At 40.0% G+C, this 20032-nt stretch carries 13 protein-coding genes; 7 read left to right on the top strand and 6 right to left on the bottom strand.

The genetic code is table 11. From position 1 onward, the window contains the following. Window positions 1–40: 40 nt before the first annotated feature. Complete coding sequence (locus ACYRY3_RS24075) at window positions 41–1537, top strand: HlyD family efflux transporter periplasmic adaptor subunit (protein WP_460204166.1); 1497 nt, start codon at window positions 41–43, stop codon at window positions 1535–1537. A 120-nt stretch (window positions 1538–1657) separates the two neighbouring features. Here ACYRY3_RS24075 and ACYRY3_RS24070 read toward each other — a convergent pair whose 3' ends face one another. Then, on the bottom strand, window positions 1658–3238 hold the full coding sequence (locus ACYRY3_RS24070) for a S8 family peptidase (protein ID WP_460204165.1): 1581 nt from the start codon (window positions 3236–3238) through the stop codon (window positions 1658–1660). A 609-nt stretch (window positions 3239–3847) separates the two neighbouring features. Next, window positions 3848–5584 carry a C2 family cysteine protease gene (locus tag ACYRY3_RS24065; RefSeq protein ID WP_460204164.1) on the bottom strand — a complete coding sequence of 579 codons (1737 nt, stop codon included), beginning with the start codon at window positions 5582–5584 and terminating at the stop codon, window positions 3848–3850. A 693-nt stretch (window positions 5585–6277) separates the two neighbouring features. On the opposite strand from ACYRY3_RS24065, the gene ACYRY3_RS24060 reads away from it, so the two are divergent. After that, complete coding sequence (locus tag ACYRY3_RS24060; RefSeq protein WP_460204163.1) at window positions 6278–7294, top strand: 3-oxoacyl-ACP synthase; 1017 nt, start codon at window positions 6278–6280, stop codon at window positions 7292–7294. Between the two features lie 187 nt (window positions 7295–7481). Here the strand turns inward: ACYRY3_RS24060 and ACYRY3_RS24055 are convergent, their stop codons facing one another. Then, a complete protein-coding gene (locus tag ACYRY3_RS24055; RefSeq protein WP_460204162.1) occupies window positions 7482–8222 on the bottom strand; it encodes a chromophore lyase CpcT/CpeT in 741 nt (246 codons plus the stop codon). A 925-nt stretch (window positions 8223–9147) separates the two neighbouring features. On the opposite strand from ACYRY3_RS24055, the gene ACYRY3_RS24050 reads away from it, so the two are divergent. Continuing rightward, on the top strand, window positions 9148–10050 hold the full coding sequence (locus ACYRY3_RS24050; protein ID WP_460204161.1) for a Tll0287-like domain-containing protein: 903 nt from the start codon (window positions 9148–9150) through the stop codon (window positions 10048–10050). A gap of 79 nt (window positions 10051–10129) precedes the next feature. Here ACYRY3_RS24050 and ACYRY3_RS24045 read toward each other — a convergent pair whose 3' ends face one another. The 3 genes from ACYRY3_RS24045 to ACYRY3_RS24035 all read right to left on the bottom strand — a co-directional run bounded on the left by ACYRY3_RS24045 (window position 10130) and on the right by ACYRY3_RS24035 (window position 15387). Beyond that, window positions 10130–11230 carry a substrate-binding domain-containing protein gene (locus ACYRY3_RS24045; protein ID WP_460204160.1) on the bottom strand — a complete coding sequence of 367 codons (1101 nt, stop codon included), beginning with the start codon at window positions 11228–11230 and terminating at the stop codon, window positions 10130–10132. After that, on the bottom strand, window positions 11227–12714 hold the full coding sequence (locus ACYRY3_RS24040; RefSeq protein WP_460204159.1) for a cyclic nucleotide-binding domain-containing protein: 1488 nt from the start codon (window positions 12712–12714) through the stop codon (window positions 11227–11229). Before ACYRY3_RS24040 ends, ACYRY3_RS24045 begins: the two co-directional genes overlap by 4 nt. 75 nt (window positions 12715–12789) lie before the next feature. Further along, window positions 12790–15387, bottom strand: coding sequence for an adenylate/guanylate cyclase domain-containing protein (locus ACYRY3_RS24035; RefSeq protein ID WP_460204158.1), 2598 nt, complete (start codon window positions 15385–15387; stop codon window positions 12790–12792). Window positions 15388–15784: 397 nt separating this feature from the next. On the opposite strand from ACYRY3_RS24035, the gene ACYRY3_RS24030 reads away from it, so the two are divergent. From ACYRY3_RS24030 to ACYRY3_RS24015, 4 genes are all read left to right on the top strand, one after another. After that, window positions 15785–16231 carry a hypothetical protein gene (locus tag ACYRY3_RS24030; protein ID WP_460204157.1) on the top strand — a complete coding sequence of 149 codons (447 nt, stop codon included), beginning with the start codon at window positions 15785–15787 and terminating at the stop codon, window positions 16229–16231. A 478-nt stretch (window positions 16232–16709) separates the two neighbouring features. After that, the gene (locus ACYRY3_RS24025; protein ID WP_460204156.1) at window positions 16710–18542 is read left to right on the top strand and encodes an MASE1 domain-containing protein; all 1833 of its coding nucleotides are present in this window, start codon (window positions 16710–16712) and stop codon (window positions 18540–18542) included. 360 nt (window positions 18543–18902) lie between these two features. Next, the gene (locus tag ACYRY3_RS24020; RefSeq protein WP_460204155.1) at window positions 18903–19688 is read left to right on the top strand and encodes a DUF2726 domain-containing protein; all 786 of its coding nucleotides are present in this window, start codon (window positions 18903–18905) and stop codon (window positions 19686–19688) included. Next, window positions 19685–20029 (top strand): hypothetical protein, encoded by a 345-nt coding sequence (locus ACYRY3_RS24015; protein WP_460204154.1) that lies wholly within the window; start codon window positions 19685–19687, stop codon window positions 20027–20029. The genes ACYRY3_RS24020 and ACYRY3_RS24015 overlap by 4 nt, the downstream gene beginning before the upstream one ends. Window positions 20030–20032 lie beyond the last annotated feature (3 nt).

The raw sequence follows: 20032 nt of genomic DNA, 5'->3' as shown, positions 1-20032 counted from the left end.
CACTAACTACTAACCAATAACTATTAACCACTAACATCTTATGAAATATTCCCTAGTTGCCAGTGCGGCTCAAGCACGAAAGACCAAACAGCGTTTTGCCAAACCAGACGAACAACTTTCCTATGAATTGGGTAAGGCAGTCCAGGAATTGCCACCCCTATATACTAGATTATTAGCAGGAACAATAAGCGCAGTCGTATTTGGAACGATCGCATGGGCGCACTTTTCCCAAGTGGATGAAGTTGCAACAGCACCAGGCGAGTTGATTGCATCCACACAGGTTCGCCCGGTAACATCCTTAGGTAACGGGTCGATTCTTGCAGTGAATGTGAAGGAAGGCGATCGCGTTGTTAAAGATGAAACATTAATTCAACGCGATCCAGATTATCAACAGGTTGATGTTGCTCGTTTATCTCAATCTACGAAACTGATTCAGGAGGATTTGCGACGTTTAGATGCAGAACGAACGGGAGCTAAAACTGCGGGAACGCAAATCCAAGATGAACTGTTAAATTCTCGTTTGCGGGATTTTCGAGCAAGCCAAGCTGCTGCTGAGGCTGAAGCCCAACGTCAACTGGCGCGGATAGATCAAGCAAAAGTCCGCTTGAATAGATTGCAGGAAAATTTGATTAATGCTAGAACTAGTCTTGCCAACGCCAAAACCAACTTTGCTAACTCTCAAAATCTTCGTGCCAAAGTTGAAAATAGTCTAGCTATCGCCCAACAAAGAGAACAAAGCCTAAAAACTCTAGTTTCTCCCGGTGCAATACCGAGAGTTGATTACTTAGACGCCCAAGAAAGATTGAATCGTGCAAATGCGGAAATTACCAGAGCAAGTGATGAAGTTACAAACGCCCAAAACAAAGTAACAGAGGCTCAAGACAGAGTTAAATCTTTAGAAAAAGATATTGATGCCCAAGCTCAAGAAATTCGTCAAGCCGAACAAGCATATCAAGCCGCACGCACTCAAGCGGAAAAATTAGCTTCAGAACGTCAAAGTGAAATTTTAACTCAGATTAATAAACGCAAAGAAGAACTAACTACCGTTCAAGGTCAGCTTGAACAAGCGAAAAAGCAGAAAGATATGGAAACCATTAAAGCCCCGGTTTCCGGTACTGTTTACAGAGTCAAGGCTACTACTGGACCAGTACAAGCAGGTGAAGAATTACTATCAATACTACCAGAAGGAGAGGAACTTCTTTTGGAAGTTAAAGTTCTTAACCGAGATATTGGTTTTATCCGTGAAGGAATGAAAGCAAAAGTGAAGATGGCGACCTTTCCTTTCCAAGAATTTGGGACAATTGAGGGTGAGGTAGTACAAGTCAGCCCCAATGCCATTGTTGATAAGGAATTGGGTTTAGTTTTTCCTACAAGAATTAAGTTAAGCAAGCATACTGTAATGGTACGGGGTCAAGAAGTTGCATTTACTCCAGGAATGACAGCAAATGGCGAAATTGTGACTCGTAAAAAATCAGTTTTGACTTTCATAATGGAGCCAATTACCCGTCGATTTAGCGAAGCTTTCTCGGTCAGGTAACACATTTAAAGTATGAAGGATGAAGGTAGGTTGGGGAGCCACTGCATTGTGGGGTTTCCCCATTGAAGCAAGAACGTAGGTTGGGTTGAGGAACTCTACCCAACATTATCAAATATAGAACTATCCTCCGAAATACTCTCCTATGATTTTTTCAAGTTGCTTCAAAATATTTTCAATGTCTCCCGCACTGTCATCCTTGTCCTTTTCATCCTTCTCATTATCACTGATGCTGTAGCTAACGATGTTCAAGGTATTTCGATCGCTGGAGATGGGTAAGTTAAGAACAGAATTTCCAAATATCTCGTTATTCTTAACCTCAGGTGTGGAGTTGAAGGTATACTCTTGCAAACCCATAACATCATCCCATTGATTGGGTAGGACGGGAATTTTGCTCGCCCAGTTACCTATTTCAGGCGTAGAGAAAGAAACTAGTTCCCTTGCCTTGCTCAAACTACCTTCATATTGTCTGAGATTGAAACTAGAAAAAGATGCTATGCTGCTTTCTGCGACAAAGCTAGAATCCAAACTCAAAGTAGGAGTTGGTGTATTGTTAAGTGCAGTTTCTGTGACAATTTGGCGAACTTGAGCATCCGTTAAGCTTTTGTTAGCACTGAGCATCAGGGCAACAACACCGGCAACGTGAGGAGTTGCCATAGATGTGCCACTGTAAGAAGCATAGCTATTATCTGGGAGTGTTGAGTAGACTTCAACTCCAGGAGCAGTGACGTATGTGAGGGGCTTGGCTCCTGCTTTGTTGGAAAACTCTGCCATATTGTTATTCTTATCTACTGCCCCAACAGCAATTCCCCTCTCGTCTGCATAGCGGGCGGGGTAGGATGGTTCTGAAGCACTCTCGTTACCAGCTGCCATAACAACGATAACGCCTTGACTGCTGGCGTAATCTATAGCTAAGTCTAAAAGAAAGCTAGAAGCATCTCCACCCAGACTCAGATTAATGACATCAGCACCGTTATTCACAGCATAGTAGATGCCATTTGCGATCGCACTATAAGAGCCTGTACCGGAGTCGTTTAAGACTTTCACTGGCATGATTTTGGCATTATAAGCAATACCCGTGACGCCAACATTATTGTTGACACCTGCAATAGTGCCGGACACATGAGTACCATGACTGTAGATATCTGAGATATCGTTGTTGTTACCATCAAAGTTCCAACCGCGAACATCATCTACGTAACCATTGCTATCATCATCAATGCCATTACCTGCGATTTCTTTGGTATTCGTCCAAATATTTGCCTGCAAATCTTCGTGGGTGTAGTCAACCCCAGTGTCCAAAACAGCGACAACAACACCTTGTCCCGTGTATCCTTGTGCCCAAACTTCCGGGGCTTTCACCATGTCAGCGCCCCAATTATTACCACTAAGATTGGCAACATCTGTAAAGGGATTTTGACCCACTGCTTGAGCGACGGCGGCGGCTGCATTGATTGAGCCATAACCAGAGATAAGGCTGTATCCATTGCTTGCAGTAGTGGGATTAGCCGTTACTGTACTGTTGTTGGATAAAGCTGGATCTGTCGTTGCTTCTAAATGACTTGTACTTGAGTTAAAGCAACTTCGACCATAGAGGCTTAAGCTGTAGTCATCGCTAGAATATAAGCCATCTACTGAGGAGAAAGAAGTAATATTTAGCCCTTTATCAGAAGATAAATTATTATCAGTATTTTCAATGGACACCAGTATTTTCTCCTCAAATCCATCTATATTTTTTGCCAGAGTCAATGACTAAAAACCCGCTTGGGCAATTTTTGTAGCAACTAGCTTCCAGCAATGGAAGTTCTATGTAAAAATTACTATTTAATTCCATGAAAAACAGATAGCTATTTGACAAATATTCTTTTTCAAATAGTTTGATAAATAAAATGGTAATTTAATAACAATATTTTTAGTGGTTAGTGGTTAGTGGTTAGTAGTTATACCAATTTAATATGAAGCTGCACATAATTTTTACCCCTCCTAACCTCCCCTTATAAAGGGGAGGAAATTAGATTTCTTGTTTCCCTCCTCGACAAGTAGTAGTAGGGTGGGCACTGCCCACCTTATAAATCATCAAAATCTAACTATTAAGCACCAACCACTATCCACTTACACCGTAGAATCCCAGTAACTAAAGTTCGACTCAACTTCGCTCCAACTTACCTCAATCACACCGATTTTTGAGGAACTAGTGTTTATTCCCCAAGGATTAAAAAGAGCAAATTTTTGGGTATAAAAATTGTAGTAGGGTGGGCACTGCCCACCTTTAAATCATCAAAATCTAACTATTAATCACCAACCACTATCTACTTACACTGTAGAATCCCAGTAACTAAAGTTCGACTCAACTTCGCTCCAACTTACCTCAATCACACCGGGTTTTGAGGAACTAGTGTTTATTCCCCAAGGATTAAAAAGAGCAAATTTTTGGGTAGAAGAGTTGTAGCTGATGAGTGAGTAAGCATGACCCGTCACTATATTTGAAGCCACTCCACTTGTTTTAGAACCAAGACCAACCAATTGTCCGGAATTTAAGGCACTAATGATTGAATTACAGTCAATAGCTTTACCTAGAGCACTTTTCCTTCCCGTGATTTGTGCAAATGCATCGCTCATGTATCCACCATTCCCAATACCATCATAAGTATTGGTATTGTTTTGATGAATCCGTCCAGACTCGTTAATTTGTGCGTAAGCTTTTTCAGCAAAAACAACCCATAATTCATTAGCAGAATTACTGTAGTGGCTACCCTTACTTGCATAAACAAAAGACCCAGAGGCATCAGTAGGTAAGTATCTGTCTACAGTGACATAGTCTGCAATGCCATTATGGAAAAAGCGTACACTGAAGGTATTATCACCATTGTCAATGAACATACTCTCTATTGTGCTCGGATTACGAGAGGCTGTTGATGCTAATCCTGCAAGGAAATAGCAGTCATTCATTGCACCTTGCTTTATGTCTTCGTAGTTAATGCCATTTTGGAACAAAGAGCCACTTGCATACTGATATTTGTATGAGGATTGCGGGCGATCGCTGCCCAAAAACCACTTACCAATCAAGTTTTCTAGTTGAATATCGCTACTCCCTTCAGCCAAATTACCGAGGGCGTTTCCTTGATACTTTTGATTAGCAGTGTCACCGTTAATAACTTTATTAGATAGAACCCTAACGTATTCAGGAATGTTTACGTAGGAGGTATTGCCTATTAATGTACGAAGGTCAGTGAGTTCTGTGGCATCGATCGCATTACTATCTTTAGACTCGCGAAGAATAGCAATCATGTCGTTGCGGTCTAACGTACCATCGGCAAAACGAGACCTTGCTGCCGAACGTATAAGTACATCTTGAATATTCTGGTCGAACCAGTCTGGCGCAGCTCCAACACTAAAGCTGGTTTGCGTATTCTCCGTGCTAGCACCTAATTTATCGTAAGCTTTTCCTGATAATTGGTACTTTCCACTAGATAGGCTATTTAGGGAGTAATTGAAGCTGCCATAACGACTATCGCCGCTATCACCAGCAATCTGTGTAGCATCAGTAATATCTTGCCAGCTACCTCCGTCTTTCTGTAACCAAAAATCGACACGTGCAATGTCATTTGCACCATTAGCGTCAAAGACTTTGGTATTTGTGAGGTTAATTGTCTCACCCGATTGATAAGAACTTTTATGAGTGTTGAATTGTAGTGCTTGAGGAGCTTCATTCTTAAAGGCTTTTAGATTGTAATTGGTGCTAGCACTACCAACACGAGAGACTTGAATGTAATAAGTGCCTGTATCAAGGGTAATACCCATAAATTCAGCACTGTTGTGACGGCTGTGTGAGCCTGCAATAGTCAAACCACTATTGTTCAGTACTTGCACATCGGCATCCGCAGAAAGACCATCAAGGGTTAGGCTAAGACTGCTACGACTACTGAGGCTGAAGCTGTAATAATCGTTTGGATTGCGCCGACCTACTGAACCAGTAAAAACTTGGTTATCTAAAGTAAGATTTATATTGAGAGAGGTAGTGAGGTTATTGTTGGTAAAATTGTTTGACATAATAATTTATGTGTCCTTTTATCGAAGAGAATTGGTAGACACCTTAAACAAAACCTAAGTTATCCAAAGGTTTTACATTATGATTTGGACATGAGATTGAAGGTATGTTGTTCTATACTGCTTCTTATTACTTCAAAACAGCTACGCTAAAAGTACGTATTTTTTTTAACAATTAAAAATATTTCTACCAGTAATAATACTTTTTTTTAAGGAGTATAATCTCTTATTAAAAAGTAAAAAAATATACTTTACGGAAAACAGTATGAGGAGATAGTTTAAAAAATCAATATAGATAAAATACAAAGAATAAGAACGTGGCGATCCAATACTGCTCGGTTAAGAGAAATTGTAGGTTGGGTTTACCGAAATCCCAAAAGCTGTTGGCTCCACTTCACCAAACTTGTTCGTAACCCAACCAGTCGCTTCTACAATTATATGGCTGTTTTGCTGAACTTTTAATTCGCTAACCTGACATCTTGTACCTGCTTAATAAGGGAACGGTGGGCAGTGCCCACCCTACGAAATAATAAGTGCGATCGCTGTCCTCTACTCCTGGGATTTCGCCCAAATTCTCAAAGCCTTACCAAGTTATTTTGATTCCAAAAACCTAACTTCTTACATTTTGTCTCAGCAATAGCCTTAAGTGATTGTTTTTAGTAGCATAGAAAAATTACCCATAAAGCATATTACCATATGGACAAACAAACTGTTGGTATTACATCCATTGGCTACTATATTCCTTCAGGCATTTTAACCAGTGAAGAAATGTCTAAACTATCTAATATTCCTGAAAGTGTTTTTATTGAAAAAATAGGCATAAAAAAGAAATCAATAGCTGCTCCTAATGAACACCCGAGCGATATGGGTATTAAGTCAGCATTATTAGCGATAGAAAAAGCCGGTATTTCTGTCACTGATATAGATATAATTGCTTATTGCGGCGCTGGAGACTATGATTATAGATTTTGGTCACCTGCTGCTAAAATTCAATATGAAATAGGAGCAGAAAATGCTTGTGCTTTTGAAGTTAGAAATTTTTGTAACAGTGGAAATCTAGGAATACATATTTGTCGAAATATGTTGCTAGCAGATTCTAACATATCCCATGCGTTAGTTATCTGTAGTGATAAATTATCCACACTTTTAAATTATTCAGATCGAGATTGCGTCTCAACATTCATATTTGCTGACGGTTCAGCTGCGGCTATTTTGAAAAAGGGAGAACCAAGTAACCAAATTCTTTCCTACCATGCTGTAACTGATGGAAAATTAGCTGATTTTGTCAAAGTACCTTTAGCTGGAACAAAATTTCCTATTTCTACTTACAATATTAATAGCGATCTAAATTATTTAAAAGTAGCAAATCCAAATCAATTAAATGAAATTTTATCAGATATTTATTTAGATAATTACAAAAGAGTTATTCAAGAATCCGTTAAGAAAAGTGGTTATTCTATCAGTAACATAGATTATATATTCACCAATCAAGTTAAAAAAACTTTATCAAAAGGTATTCTAGAATCTTTAGGTTTAACTGAGGAGCAAACTTGCATTACTTTAACCGAATACGGTCATTTAGGTGCTGCTGATACCTTGTTTGGTTTGGCAAAAACATTGGAAACAGGTAATATAAAAATGGGAGATATTGTTGTTTTAGCTAGCAGTGCTACTGGCTTTTCTTGGGCAGCGTTAACTGTACAATATTGCTGACTTTTCACGTCATGTGGAAAAGCCGGAACACCTCACCCCCCAGCCCCTTCCCTCGTAGAGAAGGTTGAGAAATCAAAGCTTCTCTCCTTGTAGGGGAGAGGAATGGAAGTGGGGTTTTCCAGATACCGTGAAAAGTCAGTACAATATTGAGGCGTTAAGCTAGACTAATTGTCACTGCCACTATTAACTAGTTTGAAAGTGTCAAATTAGACTTTCTAGAAAAATACTTGTTAAAGAGTAAGGTTTTTATAGTATAGCCGATGCCAAGAGTTACAAGCCCTGCTATGAAAGAAGGTTCGGGGATAGAGCTAATTCGGTCGAATTTAATCGGTGTACTAACTAGTAAAGTACCACTTGCACTAAAAATTTGGTCTAGAGAGTTAATAGTGTCAGCTCTAACAGTGACGCTAGAAACTACTTTTCCACCAGAAGCAGTGGGACAACCATTTGGAGCGTTAGTGCCAATATAGCTGGATTCTGTCTCTAGTCTCAGCAGTACTTCGCAACTTGTTGCAATTAAATTGCTGATATTAATCACCCTTAAAGGTGCTGGATAATTACAAATGCCACTGGCAATATCCGGGTTAAAAAAGCTACGTATATTTAGTTTGACTGCTGAATCCCAAGGGCTGAAAGAGTAGAGGCGTATGCGGTTAAAAGCTGTGCTTTTTTGCTCCAGGTAAACATTTTGTGTTTCACTGTCATTACTGCTAGGTTCCGATTGTACTTGACAGTTAGACATTGAGATAAAGGGAACAGAAGGATCGCTAGCGATTTGTCTAGCATTGTTAAAAGAACCACTGAACCATTGGGCGACTTCCTTGACTTGCTCCTGTGAAGTGACAGCTGCACGACCAACCTGGGACCAAGTTATTACCGGGAATAAAGTTGTTATAATAGCTAGGCTATACAGCTTTAATTTACGCATAATTACTGACAATTTCGGAAAAACAAAGTTTATTTAACAATAGATTATACAGGGCTAAGTAGTTTATAGGTATGTGTTTTAGATTTTACTAATGATTGTTAACTAATGTATAACTGATGCAAGTGGCACAAAGAGACGCAAATTATGGGCTTAAACTATGTGGCTAACTATATACATAAATGTTACAACGCGAGGTACGTCCAAAGCCCTTTGTTACTTGCTGCAGTCGTTGTCGCTCATGTGTCCGTTTTTACTCGTATTTCAACTCAACCTGAATTTATCTGAATGTATCTAAATGCTCAATGTCCTGAATTTAACTCAACTATGTAACTCAAGCATCAAACATACTATAAATAGCATAACTAAAAACAAGCAATACATCATTAAAAAACACAGGTATGAAAAGAAAACAACATTGACTGATGACTCATGGCATTTTAGAGGCTTTGGGCTATTTCTAATTACGTGTATATTCTCGTTCTCGTTTATTCGTACCAGTTTTTTTATTGCTTTCGTGCAGTAATTAGTCAGATAAAGTCAGATAAAGTCAGATAAAGTTGTTGATTTTCAGCTATTTCTGTAAATTCCCAATCACTCTTTGAAGAATAAGTGTAGAAAATGAAAAACTTAACTATAAATAAAAAGAGCGATCGCCATGTTTAATCCTCATGAATTACCTGACAAATCTAAATTTTAGTTAACAGAAAACTCTCTATGCAAAAATGGTATTAAAAGACTGAATTCTTTTATTCCTCGGTCTAAAAGTTGCTTATCCGCCTATTGGAGGATGGAGAAGGTAAATTGGTTTGTTAATGGATGACTGAGTGAAGTATTCAGAAATTGAAAAACTTAATTTTTCATACGGCAATTATACCTTATAAATAAGGTATAACTTTGTACTTTTATTTTCACTTAACTTGACAAGATGTTAAAGAACTTAAAATTGAGACAAAAGTTTACAGTTTTACTACTCATAATTCTCATAGTAGGTTTGAGTTTAAGTGGGTTAGCTCTTTCTACATTGTTGAGGCGGAATGCGATAAATGAAATAGCTTCAAGAGCTTTAACACTTATTGATACTATGACTTCTATACGTGAGTATACACTTACCCAAATCTATCCAGAGCTCTATTCAAAACTGGAAGAGAAGTTTCTGCCCCAAGTTGTATCCGCATACTCAGCACGAGAAGTTTTTGAAATTCTACGAAAAAAACCAGAATACCGAGACTTTTTTTATAAAGAAGCAGCAATAAATCCTACAAATCTTCGGGATAAAGCTGATAGTTTTGAAGCAAAGATTTTAGAGCGTTTTAGAAAAGAAAAGGACGTAAAAGAGGTGAGTGGATTTCGCTCACTTCCTGGTGGCAATTTATTTTACATTGCCCGCCCGCTATCAATTAGCCAACAAGCTTGTCTTCAGTGTCATAGTACTCCAGAGGCTGCCCCGAAAACTATGATTGACCGTTTTGGAGCAGTTAATGGATTTGGTTGGCACTTGAATGAAATTGTAGCGGCTCAATTTGTGTCTTTACCAGCAAGTAAAGTCATCGAAAAAGCTCATCAATCCTCTTTATTAATAGTAGGACTTGTATCTGCTGTTTTTATAGCCGTTATCTTTTTAGTCAATCTCTTTTTGAATCAACAAGTTATTCGTCCTCTTAAGCGCATAACTCGTATTGCAGAAGAAGTGAGTACGGGACATTTAGAAGCTGACTTCGACCAGGTTTCTAATGATGAAATTGGAAATCTTGTTAAAGCTTTTAAACGAATGAAATTAAGTCTGGAAATGGCAATGAAAAGAATTAGGCGTACTCATGATGTTCAATAAAAAATATGTACTGTAAGTAAGTCAATGTAAATAAACAGACAGGAGTCACAAAATGTAAATGGATCTGAGTGTACAGTAACTAATTTTTCTGACTTGCTTGTTTCAAAAACTCTTTATAACCTTTCACTTGTAAAAATTTAGTTCTTGACTCATCCATTACAGTTTGCTGGACTCGAAAGTAACCTAGATTGGAAATTTCTTCGTTCACATAGGTCAAATAATAGTTAACAAACCCTTCTACTTCAGGTCGTGTCCGAATCGCTTTGGCATTTGCGTAAATGTACAAAGGACGGGTAATTGGATATCCTGGTAGGAAAGGGTCTACTTCATCAATGGCGATCGCTTTCAACTTGTCGCGGTTTTGTTGATAAGAGCTATACTCTAAAAAGCCGATTATGTAAGGATTGATTAAAGCTTCTGAATGCAGCTGCTCTACAAAGTCATAAAACACCGTACCTGGGGCATTTTTCAATTGGCTGGCATTTCCCTTCAAGATAGCTTGCGCGAACAGGTCAACTGAACCTCCAGTACCAGCCCCCGTTGGGATAATGCGCTTGATTGCTTCCGGTGACCATTTGGGATTTACATCTGACCACTTTTGGGCAGTGAATACCTTTGCTAGTTCGTCCCGTGTCAAACTGTTTGGGATGAAATTGTTCTGAGAACTAACTACAATGGTCACTGCGTCAATGGCAATTGGAAAACCTATTGGCTCAATACCTGACTTAGCACAAGCAGTTAACTCCTGACTGGTCATCGGGCGAACCGTACCGATAATATCTACTTTTTTCCCCTCGCAAAATAACTTGAAGCCAACTTGAGTATCGCTACCAGTGAGATCGATTTTGTTAGGATAGCCGTCTTGGATAAAGCGTTGAGTAATAGCTTGATTGAGTGGCAAAACTACCTGAGAGCCTGATATCTTCAGTTCTCCCTCCAGTTCTAAGGGTTTTACTTCCGGTAGGATAATGTCTTGTTGAGATGAGTTTTGGGTTAAGGTGGGTTTAACAAATTGACGCTCAACCCGCTCAATACCTAAGTTTTCTTTTAAAGTTTTGTCTGCACTAATTTGATTGTCAAGCTTTGCCTTTGAGATTGTTGACCCCTGGCCGCAGGCGGTTAAGAATAAAAGTATGCTGCTGAAAACTATGTGAACCTTTGCTCTGGCTGTCCTCATCATCCCAATCGCACTCGCCGACCGTTGTTAGTTGTTAATTGACTCACCTCGTCTTTGATTCCCTTGGCAAGTCGAACTATTCTTTTCCGTTCTTCAATATATTGAAGAATCTCGGAAGCAAACTTGTTGTTAGACTCAATCGCTTCGATAATCTCTTGGGCTGGAATCACTACAACCTCAACATCCTCATCGGCGACGACTGTAACTGGGCTGACTTCTCCTGGAAAGATAGCCATTTCACCAAATGCTTGGTTGGGTTCGAGCTTGTCCACTATCTTGCTTTCGCCGTAAGCATCTTTTAAGTAAGTATGCCCCGTGCCCTGAAAGATAATATAAAGCCCCTCATCTTTTTTGCCTTCTTGAATAATTAACTCACCTTGACCGTAGGCTTTAAATCGAGCTTGTTGAACCAATCCCTCAATCTGGCGGTCGCTAAGCGTTGAGAAATATGGCAGCGATCTTAAATAAGTTGTTAATTCCTGTTGGCGGTTCTCGACTACTTGAGGAATCCGGCTTGGTATCCCTTGTTTGGCATTGACGTCGTACTGTATTCTAATCGGATAGGGAGTGGTAAAACCATAACGTTTTGTTAGATAGTAAAGTCGGAATTTGAGTTCTGCGGTAACGCTAGGGACTTTCTCAGGCAGCACTTTATACCAAAGTTCGTAAGTGATACGGTCATCTTCATAGGAACTAACCTCTGCAGAACCTTGAGATTCGATAGCATCTATACCCTCCACCAAGCTATTAAGTGCTGGAATCACTTTATTGGGAGGATCGTCATAAGAAAAGCTGGCAGAAATGAATTTACTAATTGATCCGTGACCGTAATTGATAATCTGTGCCTTTGACAGTACCCCATTGGGAACGTTTAATTTCATGACAGGGGTTGCTATTGTGACCGACCACCAATTTTGTTCAATTACTCGTCCTTGCTGCCCATCTAACTCAATCCAATCACCCGTTTGGAACGGTTTGGCAAATAGCAGCAGTAATCCTGACACTAAATTACTCAGAGTATCTTGCAGTGCCAGGGCAATGACTGCTGAAGCTATGCCCACAGCGGAACCTAAACCAGCCAAATTTATGTTCCAAATTCCATTAATAATGTGATAACCAATAGCTAGGACTGTTACACCCCTAGCTACCTGAAAAAATAGGCTGGGAACATGAATTTGCCATTTAATTGGTTGCTTTTTAGTGGTCAACAAAGCATTGATTAAAGAAAGCCCCGCTACAATAACGGCAACCCAAGTTAAGGTTTCCGCAAAACGTGCCCAAGAATCTTTAAGAGCAACGTTTAAAAGTTGTCGCATGACCAATAGCACTGCTAATGGCGGTAACACGTACTCGCGTATCTGGCGCAGACCAATTGCCAAGGGGTGCTGCTGTCGTTCTAACCTTGACGCCGCTTCACCCAGTAATATCCCTAACAGTGGGAATCCCAGCCCCAAAAGCAATACCCATCCTAAAAGTGATTTATCCATTTTCGTCCTTAGTCATTTGTCCAGTGTCATTTGTTATTTGTTATTGGTAAGGGGCAAAGGCATTGCACCCTTGCTTTATACACCTATTTTTTCCAACTCAAGTTCTGCTGCTGCTTCTTTCATAATTTCGCTTAGGAATACGTAAGCTTCTTCCCATGCTTTTCGTACTGGAGTAGTAAACTCTGCACCCAGTCCTTCTGCTAAGGTCCATAGCAACGCTTCGCCGACAATATCGTAGTATTCGATTTTTACACCATAGGTTGCATGGTTTCGACCTAGCTGCTGAACCGCACCAATAATCTGCTCTGGTTGACGCAAACCTTCCACAGCAAGGGCTAGCGTATTCATAAGCTTGCGTTGCTGCTGTTTCATCTCTCCATGAAATAAAGAACGCAGGGAAGGGTCTAATTGAAACAGTCGCTGGTAAAACAGTTCCCCAGCTTTATCGGCAATGGGCTTTACTTTTTCAAAGGATAACTGAACTAACTCCACTTGAGTTAGAAGTAACTTCTTGGTGGTTACTAGCGTCCAGGTTTCCACTTCTCCCAGACCTTGGATTTTCAAACTAGGGTTTTGGATGAAAGTGTAGCTATCTGCTACCCGTTCGTACACATTTTGCGTCAGTAAAATATGGTTTAAATTCGCTTGGCTGTGGAGGCTGCTTGCTATGTACGCTGTTTCTCCCCAAATACTATACCCAAACCTCTGTGTTCCAACTACCCCTGCTGTCACAGGACCAGCATGAATGCCAATGCGTAAAGCCAAGGCAGAATTATAGTTGGCATTTAGACGTTGGATAATGTCTAACATGGCTAGGGCAAAATCAATAGTTCGCTTGCTGTGGTCGAATATGGCTTGGGTGAGCCCGCATACCGCTACATAGTTTGTACTTAGCGAGTTCTGTCTTTCCAGCCCATAGCGTTCCGCAGAGTTGTCAAATTCATCAAATAGCTCGGTGAGTAATTTTGCTACCTCTTGTGGTGAAAGCCTTTTGTTCAAATGGGAAAGACCAGCCAGGTGAGCGTTGAGGACAGTGACTTGCTTGAGACTATCGGCAATGAGCGATTCTCCTTGTTGCTTGCGTTCGGCGATCGCTTTGGGTAAGATGTTCTGCAATAAAATATCGTTCTCCTGTTTCTTGGTTTCTAGCTCTTCGTAAGTCTGGCGTAACTTGTTTGCCACCTCTTTAAGTTCTGTTGCCAATTCCCCAAACTCGTCAAGGTACTTTACCTCTACCTCCTCATCCAGTTCCCCACCAACAAGTTTCCGCGCATTTTCAGTCAAGCGACGCAGGGGAGAGGTAAACATCCTTGCTGCAACTGCCCCTAAAAACCCTGTTCCTAGTAGAAAAAGCGTCGCTGCTACCAGAAAAATTATCTGTAATGTGTAAAGTGGGGTATACGCTTCACCCACTTCCATTTCTGCAAGAATTGCCCAATTTAACCCGTTCAATTTTAAAGGAGAGTAAGAACTTAACACCTCTGCCCCACGATAATTGCGGGTTATCATCATGCCTTCTTGACCGGCTAAGGCGGCTTTGACAGCGGTTGAGTTGATTTTCTGTAAGCCAATGGTGGTGTTGAAGTTCTCCATTAGTTGGAGAGCTATTTTGTCAGTCCCCGTCTTACCCACAACGTTTTGATATTTTTTGGGGTCTTCAACCCAAAAACGAGATGTCGAACGCATTAGCAAATCGGGTCCGACTAAATAAGCTTCTCCCGTTTTCTGCAATCCACTGCCAAGCCAATTATTATTCCGGCTAATAGCCTGGTCAATCTTTTCAATGGGAATTTGCACTGCCAAGATGCCAATCATGTTAGTACCGCTATAAATGGGCGTTGCCATGAAAGCAGCTGGAGTATCATAAGAGTGGCGGTAAGGTTTAAAATCAGCAATCTGAACGCTACCTTGGGTCGGATTTGCCAAGGCTGTTTGCACTAAATCAGATAGACCACTCTGGGGGTAAAAACCTTGTAGTCGATTGGTCGCAAAATCTGTCTCTTTGTAATAGGAATAGATAATATCTCCTGTTTTAGGATTAATCAAAAATAAATCGTAATAACCGAATTTTTGGACAATTTCTGTAAAGAATTTTTGATATTTGGCATGAGCTTTGGTGTAAGCGCTACCATCACCAGCATCAAGGAGCTTGTGTTTTTGACCGACTGGATTGGGATTAGAAGCAATGTAGTAATATTGGAGATAGCGAGCCGCTTGTCCGCTGGGGGGATCGGCATTAAGGTTTGTTTCAGGAGGTAGGTTTTTTTTCAACCGAGGAAGAAATTGTTCGGTGTAGTAAGCGTCCAAAACTGCGTCCCATTCAGGAGGTACGAAATTGCGCTCCAGGTTGCGGAAACCCCCATTCAACTCTACCATCGCTTTAACAACGTTGCCATCTGCAGCCAGCATCCCCACTTGGTTGCTTAAATTTTCAAAGAACAACTCCATCTGCTCAGCTTTCGTTGTACGTATAGCTCCCAGTTGCTCGGTAATTTTGCTTCTAAGGGTTGCTTGTGTTTGATACCAACCAATCCCACTTACGACCACTATAGAACTAAGACTAACTCCAAAGAGCAATGCTTGCAGTTTGGATTGAATTGTCCAATTAGTTAGTTTTGGATGACTTAGAGAGCTATTACGGAAGTTACGCAAGTGTTTTTGAATATTTAACATCTTTTTTCTTAAACTTAGTTGTGAATTTTTAACCTGTTGTTTACGTTTCTTTTAGGCATAAGCGTCTGGCGGTTTTATGTGCGTGAGGTATACCCAATTAAAAGGGCGATTGGAGAAAATTTCCAATCGGTAAGTTGTGCTCTTGCTGCTTCCTTACCGATAGGCAACTTTTGCCTATCGGTACCTTTTGCTTGATATTGTTAGAGTATAGAAAGAACCCCACAGCCTAGGGCACTTCTCGGAAGTTGGGGGAGGTGAAGAGGGGTAAAAATTGTGTGCAGTGTCATATTAAATTTGGATTACATCATTATTTTCTCACATTCTGGCAAATATAAGTGCGATCGCTATATAGTTCAATTGTTTGTATACTCTTTTATACAATTAAGAATTTGCACTTATGGACATCACCGAATCTACAAAACAACTCAATAGCAAAGTTGAACAGCTCAAGTCTAAATTTACTGACCCAGTTTCCCAAGTATTTATTGATTTTTACTGTCAGTGTAAACAGGGTATTGATTACTTGTTCCCTGCAGATGTCAAAGAGTCAATTCGATTGTGGGATATTGTAGAGTGGTTTTTTGAATGTGTGGGCAATAAATCTCCTTCAACCTTAGTTGAATTGATGTGGAAGGATGTTGTAGGACCTAGCTTGAGAGAATACAAAGAAGATGAAGCGACAGAAGAACGTCTCTACAAGGCTTTTCAAAACGATCGATTAAGGACGTTAATTAAAGAATGGGATCGTGTGACAACAAGTAGTGGTAATGTAAGATTGATACTTAGGGAATTACTGGGAGAAATTAGTCAGATAGAGCGAGAGCATAAAAAATTAACTGCGTGACTTTGGTATCTTCCCCGACTAAAAGTTGAGGGATTGTAAGAGGATATGTAAAAAAGCTTTCTCGGTATGATTTGTAAAGACATAACAAAAAGCACCGAGAGAGCTATTTGAGTAAAGCTTAAAGAAGCTCGGTAATCTTATATCGTGTCCGGGTAAACGCTAAAAAAAAATACCCCTCCCTAGCCCTCCCCTTTATCAGGGGAGGCAATTGGACTGACATCTGACACCTTTTTTGTGGGAGGGGGTGTGCGGCATAGTCTTACCTACGATCGGGATCGGCTTTTTGGGCTTTGATTTTTGCAATAACATGATGGTGCAAGACAGGAACTAAGTACTTTTTGTGGGTTTTGTAAAAGCCCACAAACTGTTTCACAGTTGTAACAAAAACTGGCTCAGTGTTACTTAACTAGTTTTTTTGGGAACTTTAAGTAGGTATACTGTTGAATTTTTTCACATGAAAATTCTGACACCTAAAAGTATGAAAACGCGCTTACCATTTGCCTTAGATCGGATAGTGTTATTGACTGTGTTGGCTTTGCCTGTTGTTCACTTTTGTGTTAGTAAAGTAGCCTTATCACTGGCTTTTAAGAATGGTGTAACAGTTGTTTGGCCTACAGCAGGTATTTACTTAGCAGCTGTTTTGGTTCTGAAGTATCGCATTTGGCCTGCTATTTTGTTAAGCGAATTGCTTATCAACTCCTCATTAGTTTATCAAAATATTGTAGTTAGCGTTGCCATTTCAATAATCGACCTGATAGATCCACTGCTCGTTACTTTTCTGATTAACCGCTTCATTAAGGGTTACTATTTTTTGAATCGCTCTCAAGATGTGTTTAAATTTGTGGGAGTCATTATAACTGCTCCTTTATTGAGTACGACTCTTGCAACAACCGTTCTTTGTCTAAATGGTGTTGCTTCTTGGACAGAGTATGGAGAAACTTGGTGGTTTTGGTGGACATCCATTGTAATTAGTATGCTTCTCGTGACACCAGCACTATTAACTTGGAGCAAGCGTTCTAGATTGTTGAGACAACCTAGAAAATTATGGATTGTAGAGTTTGCTTTTTTACTGTTCTTAACGGCTGTCATTACTCAAGTAGCATTTGGCGGAGAATATTCAGTAGAGTATATGCTGATTCCATTATTAGCGTGGTCGGCATTTCGCTTTCAACATAGAGAAGTTACCTTGTTGATAGTGATTATGTCAGGAATTGCAATTTGGGGAACCGTCCAAGGTTATGGGTCATTTGCCAGACCATCGGTTAATGAATCCTTAGTACTGCTACAGTTTTTTGTAGGGGTTATCGCGTTATCAACCTTGCTATTGGCTGCAGTTATTCATGAAAACAGACAAGCAGCACTGGAACTTCAACAAGCAAATGAGGAATTAGAGGAACGAGTTGAGAAACGGACTCTGGAATTAAAAAATGCCCTCCAAGAACTCCAACAAACGCAATTCCAGATAGTTCAAAGTGAAAAAATGTCTAGTCTGGGTCAACTGGTTGCAGGTGTTGCCCATGAAATTAACAATCCAGTCAATTTTATTCATGGTAATATCGGTCATCTCCAAGACTACACTCAAAATTTGTTGCGGATGCTGCAATTATATCAGCAGCGCCATCTAAGCAATGACCCAGAGATTCAAGCTTTGGCAGAGGAAATTGACTTAGAGTTTCTGATTGAGGATTTACAGAGAATGTTAGTTTCTATCAAAATGGGAACTGACAGGATTCGTGGCATTGTGCTATCGCTACGAAATTTTTCCCGTATGGATGAAGCGGAGTTCAAAACGGTGGACATTCATGAGGGAATTGAAAGCACGTTGTTAATTTTACAACACCGTTTAAAGGACAAACCTGAATCTCCAGCAATTGAAGTGAAGAGAGACTATGGTAATTTGCCTCAAGTAGAATGCTATCCAGGGCAACTCAATCAAGTTTTAATGAATATTCTAGTGAATGCGATAGATGTTTTGGATGAGGTTAATGCTAAACGTACATATCAACAAATTAAGGAAAACCCCAGCCAGATTGCTATCCATACCACGGTTAAAGATGCCAAGTGGGTAGAGATTGCGGTAGCAGACAACGGATCTGGAATGACTCCAGAAGTGAGAAACCGCATATTTGACCCTTTCTTTACCACTAAACCTGTAGGTAAAGGAACAGGTATGGGTATGGCAATTAGCTATCAAATCATTACTGAACGACATGGAGGGAAATTAGAATGTTTTTCTACTGTTGGCAAAGGAACTGAGTTTATTATTCAACTTCCTATCCGCTTACAGCCATTTGTCAACCGCGATCGCTAGAGCCATATTGCAATTTCTGGCACAATCAACTATGACATTTTTATGATTTCTGTATGGCGATCGCAATTCGCCAAGAAATTTTGCATACCATCATACCCTCCAATCAAGGGGAGGAGCCAAATTAGGGTATCGTAAGTAATCAAACAGACATAATATTACTTACTGAATTGAGTGCAAAGTTTAGTTACCTAGTTCATAAATTTACTTTCTGCGGATAATGTGAAGTTTGGAAAAATATTCTTTCTACTAAACCCATTCATTCAAAGTTTTACTAAATTTCCGTATATTCCGTAGGGTGACTTTGCCAAAGTTATTCAGATAGCATATAGCAGATGCATCACCACATACAGCATATTAAAGATGGAATTAACTTTAGAAGGAGTGGAGCGTAACGCTGATAGTACCTCTATTATACCTATAGGAGGACAACTTCCTTACTATTTGGAAGTACAAACAAGTAAATTGTTAGACTTTCTTGTTTCAACTTCTAATAAAAATTTTGATAAAAGTTTGAGAAAGCGTATTAATACCTTTCTTTATTCAAGAACTAGACCTGGTTTCTATTTAGAAATGAACGAACATTTGCACCTGTCTTATGCAGACCAACGTGAAGGACACGGTACCCAACACTGGTGGCGGTTGTTTTTCGACGACGAGTACAGGCAGAAGGTAGAACAATTTACACGTGGTTCAGCTTTAGCTGTACCTGGGAAAGATGTACCAAGACCCGATCGTAATTCTTTTGGTAACGGAAACGGCCATGCAAATGCAGCTTATGAATGGGGTGGTATGTACTTCCGATCCCAAGCTGAAATTAAGATTGCAGGAGAGTTGGACAAGCGAGAAGTTTTATTCTTTGCTAACACGCGTGGTCGAGTTGGTCGTCAAGGTTCCCCTGTATCGGATGCTAGTGGTTGGCTGACGGGTCGAGTTGAAGTTGATTTTCTTGTGTTTTACAACCGGAAGTGTATGATTTTAGAGGTGGATGGTCAACACCATCAAGAAAGCGTACAAACCACAAGAGATTACTTGCGCGACCGTGTCTTGCTTCGTGAGGGTATTCCAACCGTTAGATTTGAAGCCAAAGATTGTTTTGCAAAACCTGCGGATGTTGTGACTGAATTTTTAAATATTTTTGCACAATGAATAATAATGAACCCTGTATTTGTATGAGCCTTAATGGCTATCGTAATGGCACATTTTCATCTAGATGGTTGGGAATTGATGAAACTAATGGCAGATTTGGTGAAGTCTCAATTGACCAATGCCATTCCTGCAAACGTGTGTGGTTGCATTATTTTGTTGAGTACGAGCATTTATCGCAATCTGGCAGATGGTACCGGGGAATGATTGATGATGAAGTTGCTCAAGTCGTTACACCAGAGACGGCTGTTGAAATCCTTAACAATCTCGAATGGCATTTCTATGGAGGTTCTTATTTTTTTGGCAAGTCTGGGCGCTCTCGTGGCAGTATTTACGTAAGCTAGTGC

It is taken from the genome of Scytonema sp. NUACC21 (genome assembly GCF_054684315.1).
Note: the sequence above shows the minus strand (reverse complement) of the source record. Positions and strands in the feature narration are given on the sequence as shown.